This is a genomic window from [Scytonema hofmanni] UTEX 2349 (assembly GCF_000582685.1).
Classification (GTDB): Bacteria; Cyanobacteriota; Cyanobacteriia; order Cyanobacteriales; family Nostocaceae; genus Hassallia; species Hassallia hofmanni.
Window position 1 is genome coordinate 687,727 of the sequence record NZ_KK073768.1, and the last position, 14,547, is coordinate 702,273.

A 14,547-nucleotide genomic window follows, 5' to 3' on the forward strand; every position below is an offset into this window, starting at 1 on the left:
TATTTACTTTCTCTCTACTTAAATCGGATTTTGTTCGTCGGTTGTTTGAGGTTCGTTCACAAGAGGATTGAGGACTACTTCATTACCAATTCCATCAGGTTTGCGTGGACGAATGGTAGGACGCGATCGCCTATAACCTGCTCTTTCTGCTTTTTGATGCTCATAATCAATTAGTCTGCCATAATAATCGTGCTTGCTTAAATTCATCGACAAGAAAATATGCTGGCGGATATTTCCGAAACCTTTGCGGTTAAAAAACTTCACTGCGGGTACATTTGTCGGATCGGTGTCTACCAACATGAACCGCGCTCCATCTTCAATCATACGTGCGACAACTTTATCAACTAGCTTGTCAGCGACTCCCCGACGTTGAAATGCAGGACTAACTCCTAACCACAGAATATAGCCGTAAGTCCAGGATGCTTTGATGATGATGGTTCCCAAAATAAATCCGGCTACTTCTTCATCGATTTCTGCAACTAAACAGTATTCGGGATCTGTGTTGTAAAGTCCAATTACCTCCCATTCATCCCAAGTACGATATAAATATGGGTATAATTCGCTCGTAAATAACTTTTCCCCCAAGTGGTAAACTGGGGCAATGTCATCAATTCCTAATTCGCGGACATAAACCGCATCAAATTCATCAGAGTTCATTTGACACTCCCCGTGTCTTTAGACACGGGGATTCTTGGTTCACTGACTCGCCGTTAGACGACAGGTTTACACCAATCGCCCAAGAGGGCAAATCTCCCCAAGCGTAAGTTCCCGTATGCCCTACGGTACTGAGTCCTAGTTTCAAGATGTTGATGGCTGCATTTACGTCTCTGTCTTCATTGAATCCGCAGTGTGGACAGACATGAGTTCTAGTAGACAGAGATTTTTTCACTTTCTGGCTACATTTAGAACAATTTTGGCTTGTATTATGAGGTGGAACGGCAACCGTTACTTTCCCATACTTGTGACCAAAATATTCCAACCAGCTGCGGAAAGTGAACCAACTAGCATCAGAGATTGATTTAGCCAGATGTCGGTTACGTACCAAGCCTTTCACGTTTAAATCTTCATAGGCTACCAAATCGTTAGACTGGATGACGGAGTATGCAACACCCTTGCAATACTCTTTTCGTTGCCTACTTACTTTTAAATGCTTCCGGGCATACCTGTTTCTAGCTTTGTGGTAGTTGGTTGATTGTGGAAGTTTCGCCTTTTTTCTGTCCTTGCTAAATTTCTTGGATTTTTTGCGATTAGCACGATTTAATTGCTTCTCAGACTTGCGGTAAAATTGCGGTGATTGCTCCACATTACCTTTGTTATCGGCAATGAAATACTTCAACCCTAAGTCAATACCGACTACTTGACCTGTTGGTTGTGTTTCAACTTTGATGTCAATATCAATTGCAAACTGAGCATAGTACCCATCAGCAGAACGTACCAACCGCACACGCTTAATCTGTTTGATGTGGTAGTAGTTAAGGTCATAGGTTCCCTTTAATTTAAGAGTTCCAATACCTTTGTTGTCTGAGAAGGTTATGGCTTTACGAGTATTAGAAAGTTTCCAACCGCTTGTCTTATATTCCACAGAACGACAATGTTTTTTGAACTTTGGAAAGCCCTTTTTGCCCTTGACCTTCTTCTTGCAATTATCGTAAAACCGACTAATCGCACTCCAAGCACGTTCAGCAGCAGACTGCCTAGCCATTGAATTGAGTTCATCTGCAAAGGGGAAATCAGCAGCTAGTACAGCGCAATATTTGTTCAATGCATACTTGTCGATGTTCTTGTCTTTGTTGTCCATCCATTGACGTAAACACTTATTTTGGATGAACTGACTAGTACGAATAGCGTCGTCTATCGCCCTATACTGTCTGTCTTTTCCCTTGACCTTGAACTCGTAAATTATCATTTTGGCTCGACCCAACCACCTAGACCATTATGTTAACATGAATAGCATAAAATTGCGAAGAGCAACGTAGTTGCTTTTCAGTCAGCCTTGTTTATAATATAGCCTACGCGTTGGTAAGCTCTCGTTCGTGTAGCCCCAGGCTTCCAGCCTGAGGGCTTTTATAAGGTTACTTCTTGAATGCTACCAACATTGAGTAGAGTATTGTCTATATTAGAAGTGGGATTTGCCGCAGATATGATATCAGTAGAGGTTTGTGCGCGATCGCATCGAGTCGCAAATTGACAATATTCACAAGCCTTGTTATATAAAGCTACTTGCGGAAATTCTTCTCCCTGCTGATAACGTTCTAACCAATTAGTTAACTTGCTTAATAGCTGACTTAGCTTCTTTGTACTTTGTTCGTGTGCGGCAGTATTATAACTAAACTTAATACTTTGCGGTTTGCCTTCAGATTGGACAAACCAGTAAGTCATAGAAATATTTTCTGGTGGATATTCGCTAGTTTCCGCCAACACATACATATAAAGACGTGTCTGCCAATTTTTTTCTAAGTTGCGTTTGTTTGGCGGTTTGGGAGAAGTTTTCCAATCGAGAATTTGCGCTTGCAGGTTATCTGCAATCAATAAATCATATATTACTGTGAGCAGATAATTTTTAACTTGTAGAGTGCGATAATGTTCGCTGTCGCGGAAAGTTTCGCTATTGGCAGAAGTTAAAATTTCCGGTGCTGCATCCGCAAAAGCTTTCATCCAGCTTTGTAGTTGGGCGTCTTCTTGGAGAAAACTTTCAATTGGCAAACCCATTGTTTGCTGCTGCATTAGTCGATGAAAGCGACTACCTAGAGTTTGCCCTTCTTGGTATTCTGGATTTAAGGGAGAATTTAATTGTTGTAAATAGGTGTGTTGAAACTGACGGGGACAACGTTCTAGTAAGTTGAGTTGTCCTTGAGAAAGTCGCATTAGTTGAGTTGAAGTTGAAAGCATGATTCTATTTTAGGGCATTGGGCAATGGGCATGGGGCATGGGGCATGGAAAGAATTCTATTAGAACGCATTACTTACAGCCACTTGTTTAATTCCCATTGCCCAATGCCCAATGCCCTATGCCCATTGCCCAAAAAAAATAAAAGGTAAAAGGTAAAGAATAAATTCCGTCCATCCTTTCGCCTTTTACCTTTTTATGTACCTGATGCTTATTTAATGTTAGCCTTTGTGTCTCGCACTGCGGCAAAGAAAAAGAATCCGGTGAGGGGAATGCTCAATGCGAGAATGATTGCAGTTGTTTGCATACCTAAATCGGGTTGTCCGGAAGTAAGTTCAAAAACTGAACCGACACCAGCGATCGCACTTATACAACAACCTGCTAAAAACAGTCCGCTTTTTGGAGTCATCATCATCCTTCACACTACCTTATAGTACTGGTTTCACAGCTTGATAAGAGAAGCCATGCTTGGATAACTCCTCATTCAACGTCAGAGAATTTTCTACCCTATCTACAAACAATACACCATTGAGGTGATCCATCTCGTGCTGAATGCAGCGTCCCAGTAAATCGCTTGCTTTTAATGTCCGGGGGCGCCCATTCTCATCTTTGTATGCAACTTCTACAACTTCTGGGCGTTTGACATCTATATATACGTTGGGAATGCTCAAACATCCTTCTTGAGCAACAATAATATCACGACTTACCTGTTTTATTGTCGGGTTAATTAAAATTAGTGGCGGATTAGCTGCATTCTCTGGTTCGCAGTCGATGACAATTAGTTGTTTATTAATTGCAACTTGGGGTGCAGCTAAACCAATGCCATCTTTGCTGTACATAGTTTGCAGCATTTCGCGGATCAGTTGGCGAAGTTCGTCATCTACTTTGGCAATACGCTTCGCTGGTTGACGCAGAACGCGATCGCCTAGATAGTGAAGTGACAAAGGCGGATTTTTTAACTTTTTTTTCTCAACAGAAATGCAACTTGAAGGCATGTTTCTAATTCGGCTAGATTGAACAATAGTGCTACTACTTCAATTCTATCAATGTGAGCCTGATAGCCAGTGAGGATTTCCCAACTAGCTTTGGGATAAAAGTTTCTAAGATTTATGGTATCTATCTAATGGGTACAAACTTTTATTTTTCAACTCCACCTCAACAGTAGTGGAGTTTATGGGAAATTTTCATAAATGAATCAAAAGCGTCTCTCGACTGGAATACGAGGTTTTGACGAAGTTCTTCATGGTGGTTTTATCCCCGGTCGAGCTTATTTGGTGCGCGGTGGTCCTGGTTCTGGTAAAACTACACTGGGACTGCATTTCCTCTCAGTAGGTGTAGCTAACGACGAACCGAGTATGTATATAACTTTTGGTGAACCCGCAGAGCAAATCAAAAGTAATGGTGCAGCTATTGGTTTCAACACCGAAGCGATGCACTTTTTGGATCTCAGCCCATCTGCGGAATTTTTCACCCAAATGGAAACTTATGATATTTTCTCACCAGCCGAGGTAGAACGAGAACCAACGACTCAAAAATTAATCGAGTCTCTGGATACGATTAAACCCCAGCGAGTGTTTTTAGATGCAATCACGCAGTTTCGCTACATGTCTACTGACGCTTTCCAGTTTCGCAAACAAGTGCTGTCATTTATGCGCTATTTGTTAGAAGGTGGTGCGACGGTAATTTTCACTTCTGAAGCGAGTAGAGCTGCTCCCGACGAAGATTTACAATTTATGAGCGATGGTGTAATTCACCTGCATAATTCTAGCAAAGGCAGGACGTTGCAAGTTACTAAGTTTCGCGGTTCTGACTTTCACTCTGGTTTTCATGCGGTGCGCTTAACCGATCAAGGAATGCAAGTTTTTCCCCGTCTGCAACCAGGAAATTACAAACGCGAATATACTAATCAGGCTGTTGCTTCTGGTGTGCCAGAATTAGATCAACTGCTGCACGGTGGTTTAGAACGCGGGACGGTGACAATTTTAACCGGTCCTACTGGTGTGGGCAAAACTACTATCGGACTTCAGTTTATGAAAGAAGCCGCAGGAAGAGGAGAGCGATCGGTAGTTTACACCTTTGAGGAAACCGAAGAAACTCTGGTGGCTCGTTCCGAAGGCGTTAATATTCCAGTTCACGCTATGATTAACTTCGGTACGCTGTCAGTTGTGCCAGTTGAGCCATTACGCTTGAGTGCCGATGAATTTGCTAGTTTGGTGCGTGAAGAGGTAGAAGAAAGAAGAGCCACCATTGTGATGATTGACAGCGTTGCTGGTTATAAATTGGCGATGCGCGGTGACAATTTAATTACCAATCTGCACGCTTTATGCAAGTATTTGCAGAATATGGGTGTGACGGTGATTATTGTTAACGAGATGCAACACATCACCGGTGAATTTCGAGCGACTGATGTTGGTATCAGTTACATTGCAGATAATATCATCTTTTTGCGCTATTTAGAAATTCAAGGAGAAATGCGGAAAGCGATCGGGGTTTTAAAGAAACGCTTATCTGATTTTGAAAAAACTTTGCGAGAAATTGAGCTAACTCGTTACGGTATCAAGGTAGGTAAACCACTCAGCAAACTTAGAAAAATTCTCAGCGGCACTCCCGAATGGACAGAGAATTTTGATGGGGAAAAATGAGTGAAAAACCCCTGATTTTAACTGTAGACAGCAACAGCCGCAATCTGGAATTACTTAACCAATTTTTAACTAAACAAGGATATGAAACCATCGGTGTTATTAGTTTAGAGGAATTAGATCGCCAATTAAGCGAATTATCCGAAATTAAGTTAGTTATGCTAGATATTGCTGGTTTTGATCGTACTATCTGGGAACGCTGCGAACAACTGCAAAATCAACAAATTCCCTTTTTGGTTATCTCGCCTAAACAAAGTGCTACAATTCAACTCCAAAGCCTTGCTCACGGTGCTAGGAGTATGCTAGTTAAACCCCTTGTTATGCGACAATTATTAGCGTTGATTAAGAGCTTGTTGGGAGATTAAATATGTGTAAGATTTTACTACTTCTAGAACATAAAGAAAATCGTCGCTTACTATCCCAGTGGTTGGAAACACGTTACGAAGTATTTTCACCTGATTTTGATGATGATTTGCCCAGCTTACCACAATCTTTTGATTTATGTATTTTAAGCGGGAGAGCATTGGATCGATACGGTCATTGGTTACAAGCGACTAAAAAAGCTCAAGAACCATTATTTTTACCTTTTTTATTAGTTACATCCCGTCGAAATGTAGGGATGGTAACTCGTCATTTATGGCGCACTATTGATGAGCTGATTATCATTCCTATCGAAAAGGTAGAATTGCAAGCGCGGGTTGAAATGCTGTTTCAAAGACGACAATTGTCTTTAGAGTTAAAAATTGCTAATGAGAATCTGCAAGAAATCAACGAAATCAAAACCCGCTTTATCTCAATTGCTTCTCATGAAATTCGCAATCCACTACATACAATTTCTGCTTTTGCACAAATACTCCACCGTTCTAGCGAGAAATTAACTGAAGAAAAAAAACAGGATTTTTACCATAAAATTCAATTTTATGTCAAAAACATTACAAATCTTTTAGATGATATATTATTGTTGTCGAGAGGAGAATTAGGAAAGCAAAAAATCAATTTAACTACAAGTAATTTAAATAATTTTTGCGAGCAAGTTATTCAAGAAACTCAAATTATTAGTGCTAATAAAATTAACTTTGTTTGCCCAAATAAATATATAAATGCTTGTATTGATGAAAAGCTGTTACGACATATTCTGACTAACTTGCTGACAAATGCAATTAAGTATTCACCTCAAGGCAGTCCAATTGATTTGGAATTAATCTCTAATGAGGAAGAGGCAATTTTCCAGATTAAAGATAAAGGGATTGGTATTTCCCCTGAAGACCAACAACATCTGTTTGAGTCATTTTATCGTGCCAGTAATGTGGGAAAGATTCCCGGTACTGGTTTGGGATTAGCGATCGCCAAGCAGTGTGTTGACTTACATAGTGGTAAAATTGCTGTCAAGAGCGAAGTTGGGGTAGGAACTACTTTTACTGTTACATTGCCTATCGGTAATGTTCAAAAAGAAAATGTGCCAAGACTTGAAGACAGCTTTGATGAATCAAATAAAGTTACCTTGCACTGACTTACGCACAATTGACTACTTATGCGTAAAATACAGCTTTATAAAAAATTGGCATAAGCCTTAAGGTTACAACATTTGGTTGGGGTTTGAATCAAGAGTCCAATTGACCCTACACCCTACACCCTACCCCCTACCCCCTGTTCATATCGCTCCAGGTTGTAACAAAGATTACTAAATTATGCGCTAACATCCGATAACCTAGTTAATGCCATAATGTAATTCAGGCTACATAAAAATGCGCCTAGAGCAGTTGCAAGCCTTTCTAGCGATCGCAGAAACTGGCAGCTTTCAACAAGCAGCGAGAAAATGTGGTGTCACTCAATCAACTATTAGTCGCCAAATTCAGGCACTAGAAGCAGATTTGGGCTTAGAATTGTTTCACAGAACAGGACAAACAAAACTGACTTTGGGGGGTGAACGGGTGCTACCCCGTGCGCGTAAAATTTGCTTAGAGTGGCAAACTGTCAGTCAAGAGTTAGCAGATTTAGTCGCAGGAAGGCAGTCAGAACTTTGTATCGCTGTGATTCACTCGCTCTGCGCTTATTATCTACCACCAATTCTGCAAAAATTTTGTCATGAATATCCAAATGTGCAATTGCGAGTGACATCATTGGGAAGCGATCGCGCTTTAAAAGTTCTCAAAGATGGATTAGTAGATTTGGCAATTGTCATGAATAACCGCTTTCTGACCACTGCTAGAGAAATGGTGGTAGAAACCCTATTTGATGAACCTATAGAATTACTCTGTTGTGCCAATCATCCCCTAGCGGAACACGATTGCGTTCCTTGGGCAGAAATAACTCGTTATCCCCAAGTAGTTTTTAAAGATGGTTATGGGATGCAACGCTTAGTGCAGGATAGATTTGAGCGTCTAGAAGCCACACTGCAAGCAGCTTTAGAGGTAAATACTTTAGATGCTTTCCGGGGAGTGGTACGGCAAGGAGAACTAATAGCTTTGCTGCCTCACTCTGCATTAGTCGAAGCACGTCTTGACCCTACTCTTGCAGTTCGTCAGTTAGCCTGCAATCAAAACACTAATTTGTCAGATAGTTCTAGTCTAACTCGTCGGGTTGTCATGGTAACAACAGGCGATCGCCTGCTAATTCCACCCATCCAGTACTTTTGGCAATTGGTACAGCAAAATATACCACAACAGTTTGATTCTTTAAAGCGATCGGCTTCTTAATTGTTGGTTGATAGTTGTTGGTTGGAGCGTTGATACTATCAACTGTGGGAGGGGCAAGTTTTCCTTGTTTGAAATTTTTTTTGTTGCTTTTCCAGTTTCACAATCGCCGCTTTAATACGGTCAAAGCGAGCTAACTTATCTTGTTCAATATCAGTATTACAACGATGGCAATATTGCCTGCTATCTACACTCAGCAAATATCCTAAATCCGCCAAAACACGCTATGAATTATCAATTCCACCTCATCATGATTCCCACATTCAAAATAAATGATTGATAGCCGCAAAGGCGGCACTGATTTTTCAAGCGCCGCCCAAAATATGCCAGCTACGATTTCCTAACACCTAAATGTCGATAGTGCTGTTATTGTCCTTTGTAGGGAGATTCTGTCCATTTTGATCTTGCGCCCCAGTATCTTGAGTAGGCGCACCTGAAGATATAACTGGGAACTTGATAGTGCTATCAGTCTTCGATGACACCTGAAAAGCTAGGATGTATGCTGCGGCAGATACTGGAACGTTAGGAAACAATCCAGTGACGTAAAGGTCAATGTTAATTTTACCACTGGTTTTAGTCGATTGGCTTAACTCGTTAAATACTTGCGTTAATTCTTGCTTGTGGGAGGAAGCATTTGCCCCAAGACCAATCCAACTCCAGAAGCCGCTGACACCAGCAGAAAAACCGTAGGATTTTTTCATTTCTTTAAAGGTTCTCGACGTTTCAAGTGTTATAGTCGAGAAGCGCATTGATCCATTGACACGCGCGTATGCACCAAGCCCGGATACACTCGCGCCAACGCCCTGAATCTTACCCTTTGCTTGCTGGACACTCCATGACGTTCCTTCTGCTGCTACTGTTAATAGTTCTGCTACTGGAACTTTTTCAAGGTATAGCGTTGGAGTCAAAATGAAATTTGTTAGCTCTAACTCCTTTAGGCTTTCATGGCTAAGTTGTGTTGTCATAAAATTTCTCCAATGTTTCTAATTGTTGCTACTCTTCGGGGCTATGGTTTTTCTGCCCACATCTTTATTTATGACTTAGCCAATGTATTTATCGCAGTACCCTCAAGGGTACTTTTTTGTATTAACGGAACTTTGTTGGTTGATAGTTGTTAGTTGTTGATTGTTAGTTATTCTTTCCCACTATCTACTAACCAGTACCCACTATCCATTAACTATATGAGCAATATATTCAGAGAATTACTAAAAAAAGTAGGCAGCGGGAACCACACAGGAGAAAATTTAACTCGTGTTGAAGCAGATAAAGCAACTAAAATGATGTTACTCGGTGAAGCGACACCAGCGCAAATCGGCGCCTTTTTAATTGCTCACCGCATCAAACGTCCCACGGGAGAAGAGTTAGCGGGAATGTTGGATGCTTACGAAGAATTAGGACCCAAACTGCAAAATATTAACTCTGCGCGTCCAGTGATAGTTTTAGGCATACCTTATGATGGCAGAACCCGCACCGCACCCATCAGCCCCGTGACGGCTTTACTGTTGGCTTCTGCGGGGCAATTTGTGGTGATGCATGGTGGATCTCGCTTGCCGACAAAATACGGTATACCTTTAGTAGAAGTTTGGCAGAAGTTAGGAGTTGATTGGACTACACTGACACTAGAAAAACAACAGCAAGTATTTGAAAAAACAGGCATTGGCTTTGTTTATACGCCTCGGCATTTTCCCTTAACTAATAGTATTTGGGAGTACCGCGACCAACTAGGCAAGCGTCCACCTTTTGCGACAATGGAGTTAATTTGGTGTCCTTATACTGGCGATGCTCATATTATTTCTGGGTATGTCCATCCTCCCACAGAAGGAATGTTTCAACAAGCTTTGACGCTGCGGGGAGTAAGCAAATTTACATTAGTCAAGGGATTGGAAGGTAGTTGCGATTTACCACGCGATCGCACTGCAATCATCGGTTTATCTGCACCTGAAGCACCGCAACAAGAAGGATTAACAGCAATAGAAAGGTTACTCCTCGCTCCGCGTGATTACAACTTTACTACCAAGAATGTACCCTTAGAAACTACCGAACAACTAGTAGCGGATATGCAAAGCGTGTTAAGTGGAAAACCTTCCGAACTGATGCAAACAGCCTTATGGAATGGCGGATTTTATCTATGGCGCAGTGGTATTTGTTCAGATATGCAAGCGGGTATAATTAAGGCGGAAGAATTATTTAGTAATGGCGCAGTAGCAGCAAAACTTCAAGAACTAATTTGACACTCCCCGCGATAAATCGACGGGGATTCTTGGTTCAATGAGACCACTTAAACTAGGTTCCTTGCGTTACCTAGCCCAGAGGTGGGACTCTCCCCAAGCGTTAACTTTGGGTATGCCCTACCCTAGTTGCATTGCTGCAAGTCCTGTTTAGTTTGAAACAAATAGCCCCAAAAATCTGAGTCGTCTAGCTCCTATAAATCTTTTACCTACTGCTAGGAGGAAACTAGAACAATGCAGTAGAACCGCATAGATTTAATTGTCAAGGTTCAGTGCTTTGTCTTTTGACAGCTAGGTTTTTTAAGTGGTTAATTACCTTTCCACTATCATTAGTATAGTATATTGGTACACTAATTAATTGAAATAAAGCCGATCGCGCGAACGACGGGGCTTTAAACCCAATTTTTCGGTAAAGACGTTCCACCGGAACGTCTCTACGATGGTAGGTAGGTTTTTATTACTATTTAACGTAGCAACGGCTTTATTGCTGTTGTGTTGGTTGGGAATTATCTTGATCGTCAACTTTTTTAGTATTACCTGCTTTCACCCAACCTTCTTTATCGCTACCTTCAAGACGAATTTTTTGCCAGAGTTTATCTTCGCTTTCTTCTACAACGACAATTTTTTGATTAAAACCAACTCCACCAACCCGTTCAGCATCCTGTTTTGCTTCTGCTCGCAAAATCAAACCTTGAGACCAACTAACACGGGCAGGGTAAGCTCCCGGTGGTAATGGCTTTGTTGATTCAGCAGTATCGGGTGATAAAGTGGGAGTGGCGTTTGGCTTGGGAGTTTGCGCTTTAACAGGGATAGGGGTGAGTACGGGTGATGCTCCTGGAGTTTTGGGAGCTTGTGCTTTTATCTCAGGTGAATCATTCGCAAAAATCGGTTTAGTCGGAGGTACGGCAGTTCGATTCATCATATACAGCGCTGTTCCGGCACCACCACCGATTAAAACAACGATCGCCAAGAAAATCCCAAGTATATACTTTAATACGTTAGAAATTACCATATTTATAACCTTTCCACCATAGAAGTTAAGAGTTAGGGGTTAAAGTCAAAGATTATAACTCATAACTCTTAACTCATCACTCCTAACTTATTATTGCAGCTGTCGTTGAATGCGTTAGCGTAGCTTGCCCAAGGCATCGCTCAAGGGATTGTGTTTGGATGCCAAACGCGCTCTACCTGATGCTGCCCATTCTTGCAGTTTCTGAATTTGCTCCACAGCGGTTCGCGCTAGGGGTATAATCTGACTGGCTGCCTCTAAAATGTCGTCGGTAGCAAAGTCCCGGTTTTGGCTAAACCCGATATGCATCGCTTCAATTAAAGTTTGCTCAATCTCCGCTCCTGAAAAATCGGGTGTTTCGTAAGCTAGCCTGTCTATTTCATAACTTTTCAAGTTATGTGGGCGTAGTCGGGATAAATGAACGTTAAAAATCGCTTTTCTTTCTTCTTGACTGGGTAAACCAACAAAGAAAATCTCATCAAATCGACCTTTTCGCAGCATTTCTGGTGGTAGCGCTTGAATGTCATTTGCGGTAGAAACGACAAACACGGGTGAGGTTTTCTCGGCTAACCAAGTAATAAATGTGCCAAAGACGCGGCTAGTGGTTCCCGCATCACCTCTGCTACCAAGCCCGGAAAAGGCTTTGTCTATTTCATCTATCCACAAAATGCAAGGCGCGAGAGCTTCAGCTACTTGTATCATTTGGCGGGTGCGGGATTCTGATTCACCCACCAAACCACCAAATAACCGTCCGACATCCAGACGTAGTAAAGGTAAATGCCAGTGATGAGCGATCGCTTTTGCGGTCAATGATTTACCAGTTCCTTGAATACCCACCAACATTAAACCACGGGGGTGCGGTAATCCGTACTGACGGGCTTTTTCGGTAAATGAGCCTCCCCGACGCAAAAGCCAGTCTTTCAGGTTATCCAATCCACCAATATCAGATATTTGCTCAGTTGCGGGGTAAAAGTCCAAAATTTGCGTTTGGCGAATAGTTTGGCGCTTTTCTTCCAAAACTAAATCTACATCTTCTGGTTGCAATTCGCCGTGAGTAGCGATCGCTCTAGCCAAAACTCGGCGAATTCTTTCCATCGAAAGCCCTTGACAAGAGCGTACCAAGTCATCTAAAACTTTGGCAGAAAGTGAATTCCCACCAGTTGCGATTAACAAGCGTTCTATCTCTCCTTTGATTTCTGGAGCCGCCGGTAAGGGAAACTCTAAAACCGTCAAAACTTCAGTTAAGTCATCCGGGATGGCGATTTTCGGCGACAATAGAACGATATTTTTCGGTTGAGACTTGAGGAGACGAGCAAGATTGCGAAGTTTGCGAGCGATCGCCACATCTTCTAAAAAGCGATGATAATCTCTTAAAATCAACACCGCCGGCGCAGAAGCCGATAATTTCTCGATAAACTCCAAAGCTTGCAGCGGGTTGCGACGACCAAACCCCGCATCATTCGGATTGCCTTGGTAGCCATCCACAAAATCCCAAGTATACACCGGACGGTTGCCCTGGTTTGCCGCTTCTTCCCGAATCGCTGCTTCTACCCGTTCCTCTTCGTAGGTGGGAATGTAGATTAAAGGGTAACGGGCACGTAGCAGCAGTTTAAACTCTTCACGGAAGGTCATAAGCTGTTAGTAAGAGTGTTCCTTATCTCATTCTTAAGGTTTGTATTGCTTCTAACAACTAAAAACTTACAACAAGCATAAATCAGAATATCCTCATGAGCAATGTACCCCAAACCCCAGAGGAAAAAGCAGCAGACCCAAGCACACCACTGGAACTACTTCAGGAGTTGGCAGAAAGTGACAATGAAGCCATTTGCCAAGCTGTTGCTCAAAATCCCAACACACCAACGGATGTATTGCTGAATTTGTTTAAGTACTATCCATGTCAAGTGCTGAACAATCCCGTCCTAGATTTGCTCCTGGTAGAGAATCCGAACTTTATAGAGCAACTTTATCAAGCTAATACTTCTGTTTTTAATGAGGATGGGTTGCCGTTATTTTTTATTGAATGGGCAGTAAGTCACCCAAATGAACAAATCCGAGCTGCTGTAGCAGATAGCCCTTACATACCTCAACCTTATTTAGAACAACTAGCCCAAGATAAAACGATTGATATTTGCCGCAACGTAGCTGCTAATCAAAACACACCGAATCAAGTATTAGAAGAACTAGCCAAACATAAAAATAAGAATGTTCGTGGTGATGTAGCAAATAATTGCCATACTCCTGAAAGTCTCCTAGAACAACTAGCCCAAGATAAAGCTGGATTCGTTCGCTACCGGGTAGCAAAAAACTACAATACACCTAAAAATATATTAGAGCAGTTAGCCAAAGATAAAAAAAAGAGTGTCCGTGCTGGTGTGGCAGGTAATCTATATACACCAGAAAGCATCCTAGAGCAGCTAGCAAAAGATGAAAATAACAGTGTCCGTTGTACGGTAGCAAGAAACCATAGCACTCCTAGTCACACTTTAGAGCAGCTAGCAGAAGATGAAATGGTTGATGTTCGCTGCACGGTAGCAAGAAACAACAATACACCCAGTTATTTACTAGAGAAGTTAGCTGAAGATAGCGAAGAACACATTCGCATTGATGTAGCACAGAATACCAATACTCCCTTACATCTAAGCCAAAGTCTTTTAGAGCAACTAGCCCAAAGCGAAATAGTTTATATCCAAATTCAGGTGGCAGAAAACGAAAACACGCCTAATCAATCTTTAGAGAAGTTATCCAAACATAATCATGAGTACATCCGGATTGCTGTAGCACAAAATCCTAACACTCCTAAAAGTGTCTTAGAGCAGTTAGTTAAAGATGAAAATGACCGGGTTTGCCTTGCTGCAAAGCAGAATCTTGCAAAATCACTAACCACTGACAAATGACAAACAACTATCCAAGAAGTTTTTTTTCTCTTTCCCGGTCACAACTCGGAACCAGAAATGGTGCGTTATATCATGTCCGGGTAATTAGTTATTATTCCCACAGTCATTGCACCCCACCCCCAGCCCCTCCCCGCTTGCGGGGAGGGGAGACAAAGCGTAGCTTTGGCGGGGTGGGGTTCTTAAGGTTTAGTAAGTAAT

The 14,547-nt window shown here is 41.9% G+C and carries 15 protein-coding genes; 7 read left to right on the top strand and 8 right to left on the bottom strand.

The annotated features are described in order from the left end of the window. Positions 1 to 18: 18 nt before the first annotated feature. The 3 genes from TOL9009_RS0108055 to TOL9009_RS0108065 all read right to left on the bottom strand — a co-directional run bounded on the left by TOL9009_RS0108055 (position 19) and on the right by TOL9009_RS0108065 (position 2,889). The gene (locus TOL9009_RS0108055) at positions 19 to 657 is read right to left on the bottom strand and encodes a GNAT family N-acetyltransferase (protein WP_029632350.1); all 639 of its coding nucleotides are present in this window, start codon (positions 655 to 657) and stop codon (positions 19 to 21) included. Next, on the bottom strand, positions 647 to 1,906 hold the full coding sequence (locus TOL9009_RS0108060) for an RNA-guided endonuclease InsQ/TnpB family protein (protein ID WP_029632351.1): 1,260 nt from the start codon (positions 1,904 to 1,906) through the stop codon (positions 647 to 649). Before TOL9009_RS0108060 ends, TOL9009_RS0108055 begins: the two co-directional genes overlap by 11 nt. A gap of 158 nt (positions 1,907 to 2,064) precedes the next feature. Continuing rightward, positions 2,065 to 2,889, bottom strand: a complete 825-nt coding sequence (locus tag TOL9009_RS0108065) for a PD-(D/E)XK nuclease family protein (protein WP_029632352.1) — start codon at positions 2,887 to 2,889, stop codon at positions 2,065 to 2,067. A gap of 17 nt (positions 2,890 to 2,906) precedes the next feature. Here TOL9009_RS0108065 and TOL9009_RS49105 point away from each other — a divergent pair, with 17 nt between their 5' ends. Continuing rightward, positions 2,907 to 3,038 (top strand): hypothetical protein, encoded by a 132-nt coding sequence (locus TOL9009_RS49105; RefSeq protein ID WP_260675862.1) that lies wholly within the window; start codon positions 2,907 to 2,909, stop codon positions 3,036 to 3,038. Positions 3,039 to 3,097: 59 nt separating this feature from the next. On the opposite strand, the gene TOL9009_RS0108070 is transcribed toward TOL9009_RS49105, so the two are convergent. Both TOL9009_RS0108070 and def read right to left on the bottom strand, forming a co-directional pair. Further along, on the bottom strand, positions 3,098 to 3,301 hold the full coding sequence (locus TOL9009_RS0108070; RefSeq protein WP_029632353.1) for a hypothetical protein: 204 nt from the start codon (positions 3,299 to 3,301) through the stop codon (positions 3,098 to 3,100). Between the two features lie 13 nt (positions 3,302 to 3,314). After that, positions 3,315 to 3,881, bottom strand: coding sequence for a peptide deformylase (gene def, locus TOL9009_RS0108075; RefSeq protein WP_029632354.1), 567 nt, complete (start codon positions 3,879 to 3,881; stop codon positions 3,315 to 3,317). Positions 3,882 to 4,076: 195 nt separating this feature from the next. Here def and TOL9009_RS0108080 point away from each other — a divergent pair, with 195 nt between their 5' ends. The 4 genes from TOL9009_RS0108080 (at position 4,077) to TOL9009_RS0108095 (ending at position 8,221) form a co-directional block, all read left to right on the top strand. Further along, the gene (locus TOL9009_RS0108080; RefSeq protein WP_029632355.1) at positions 4,077 to 5,528 is read left to right on the top strand and encodes an ATPase domain-containing protein; all 1,452 of its coding nucleotides are present in this window, start codon (positions 4,077 to 4,079) and stop codon (positions 5,526 to 5,528) included. After that, positions 5,525 to 5,890, top strand: a complete 366-nt coding sequence (locus TOL9009_RS0108085) for a response regulator (protein WP_029632356.1) — start codon at positions 5,525 to 5,527, stop codon at positions 5,888 to 5,890. The genes TOL9009_RS0108080 and TOL9009_RS0108085 overlap by 4 nt, the downstream gene beginning before the upstream one ends. A 2-nt stretch (positions 5,891 to 5,892) precedes the next feature. Then, positions 5,893 to 7,035, top strand: a complete 1,143-nt coding sequence (locus TOL9009_RS38550; protein WP_063628681.1) for an ATP-binding response regulator — start codon at positions 5,893 to 5,895, stop codon at positions 7,033 to 7,035. Positions 7,036 to 7,270: 235 nt separating this feature from the next. Further along, positions 7,271 to 8,221: a LysR family transcriptional regulator gene (locus TOL9009_RS0108095; RefSeq protein ID WP_029632357.1), complete on the top strand. Its 951-nt coding sequence runs from the start codon at positions 7,271 to 7,273 to the stop codon at positions 8,219 to 8,221. 344 nt (positions 8,222 to 8,565) lie between these two features. On the opposite strand, the gene TOL9009_RS0108100 is transcribed toward TOL9009_RS0108095, so the two are convergent. After that, a complete protein-coding gene (locus tag TOL9009_RS0108100) occupies positions 8,566 to 9,183 on the bottom strand; it encodes a hypothetical protein (protein WP_029632358.1) in 618 nt (205 codons plus the stop codon). Positions 9,184 to 9,399: 216 nt separating this feature from the next. Here TOL9009_RS0108100 and TOL9009_RS0108105 point away from each other — a divergent pair, with 216 nt between their 5' ends. Beyond that, positions 9,400 to 10,449 (top strand): anthranilate phosphoribosyltransferase family protein, encoded by a 1,050-nt coding sequence (locus tag TOL9009_RS0108105; protein WP_029632359.1) that lies wholly within the window; start codon positions 9,400 to 9,402, stop codon positions 10,447 to 10,449. Positions 10,450 to 10,927: 478 nt separating this feature from the next. On the opposite strand, the gene TOL9009_RS0108110 is transcribed toward TOL9009_RS0108105, so the two are convergent. Together TOL9009_RS0108110 and TOL9009_RS0108115 are read right to left on the bottom strand one after the other, a co-directional pair. Beyond that, complete coding sequence (locus tag TOL9009_RS0108110) at positions 10,928 to 11,458, bottom strand: SH3 domain-containing protein (RefSeq protein ID WP_038296241.1); 531 nt, start codon at positions 11,456 to 11,458, stop codon at positions 10,928 to 10,930. A gap of 114 nt (positions 11,459 to 11,572) precedes the next feature. Then, positions 11,573 to 13,087 carry an AAA family ATPase gene (locus tag TOL9009_RS0108115; protein WP_029632361.1) on the bottom strand — a complete coding sequence of 505 codons (1,515 nt, stop codon included), beginning with the start codon at positions 13,085 to 13,087 and terminating at the stop codon, positions 11,573 to 11,575. Between the two features lie 95 nt (positions 13,088 to 13,182). On the opposite strand from TOL9009_RS0108115, the gene TOL9009_RS38555 reads away from it, so the two are divergent. Continuing rightward, positions 13,183 to 14,349: a HEAT repeat domain-containing protein gene (locus TOL9009_RS38555; protein ID WP_051502837.1), complete on the top strand. Its 1,167-nt coding sequence runs from the start codon at positions 13,183 to 13,185 to the stop codon at positions 14,347 to 14,349. Positions 14,350 to 14,547: the final 198 nt, after the last annotated feature.

Coding starts and splice junctions, on each gene's coding strand:
- TOL9009_RS0108105 (WP_029632359.1), top strand. CDS start 9,400: ATGAGCAATATATTCAGAGAATTACTAAAAAAAGTAGGCAGCGGGAAC.
- TOL9009_RS38555 (WP_051502837.1), top strand. CDS start 13,183: ATGAGCAATGTACCCCAAACCCCAGAGGAAAAAGCAGCAGACCCAAGC.
- TOL9009_RS0108060 (WP_029632351.1), bottom strand. CDS start 1,906: ATGATAATTTACGAGTTCAAGGTCAAGGGAAAAGACAGACAGTATAGG.
- TOL9009_RS0108055 (WP_029632350.1), bottom strand. CDS start 657: ATGAACTCTGATGAATTTGATGCGGTTTATGTCCGCGAATTAGGAATT.
- TOL9009_RS0108100 (WP_029632358.1), bottom strand. CDS start 9,183: ATGACAACACAACTTAGCCATGAAAGCCTAAAGGAGTTAGAGCTAACA.
- TOL9009_RS0108065 (WP_029632352.1), bottom strand. CDS start 2,889: ATGCTTTCAACTTCAACTCAACTAATGCGACTTTCTCAAGGACAACTC.
- TOL9009_RS38550 (WP_063628681.1), top strand. CDS start 5,893: ATGTGTAAGATTTTACTACTTCTAGAACATAAAGAAAATCGTCGCTTA.
- TOL9009_RS0108115 (WP_029632361.1), bottom strand. CDS start 13,087: ATGACCTTCCGTGAAGAGTTTAAACTGCTGCTACGTGCCCGTTACCCT.
- TOL9009_RS0108070 (WP_029632353.1), bottom strand. CDS start 3,301: ATGATGATGACTCCAAAAAGCGGACTGTTTTTAGCAGGTTGTTGTATA.
- TOL9009_RS0108110 (WP_038296241.1), bottom strand. CDS start 11,458: ATGGTAATTTCTAACGTATTAAAGTATATACTTGGGATTTTCTTGGCG.
- TOL9009_RS0108080 (WP_029632355.1), top strand. CDS start 4,077: ATGAATCAAAAGCGTCTCTCGACTGGAATACGAGGTTTTGACGAAGTT.
- TOL9009_RS0108095 (WP_029632357.1), top strand. CDS start 7,271: ATGCGCCTAGAGCAGTTGCAAGCCTTTCTAGCGATCGCAGAAACTGGC.
- TOL9009_RS0108085 (WP_029632356.1), top strand. CDS start 5,525: ATGAGTGAAAAACCCCTGATTTTAACTGTAGACAGCAACAGCCGCAAT.
- def (WP_029632354.1), bottom strand. CDS start 3,881: ATGCCTTCAAGTTGCATTTCTGTTGAGAAAAAAAAGTTAAAAAATCCG.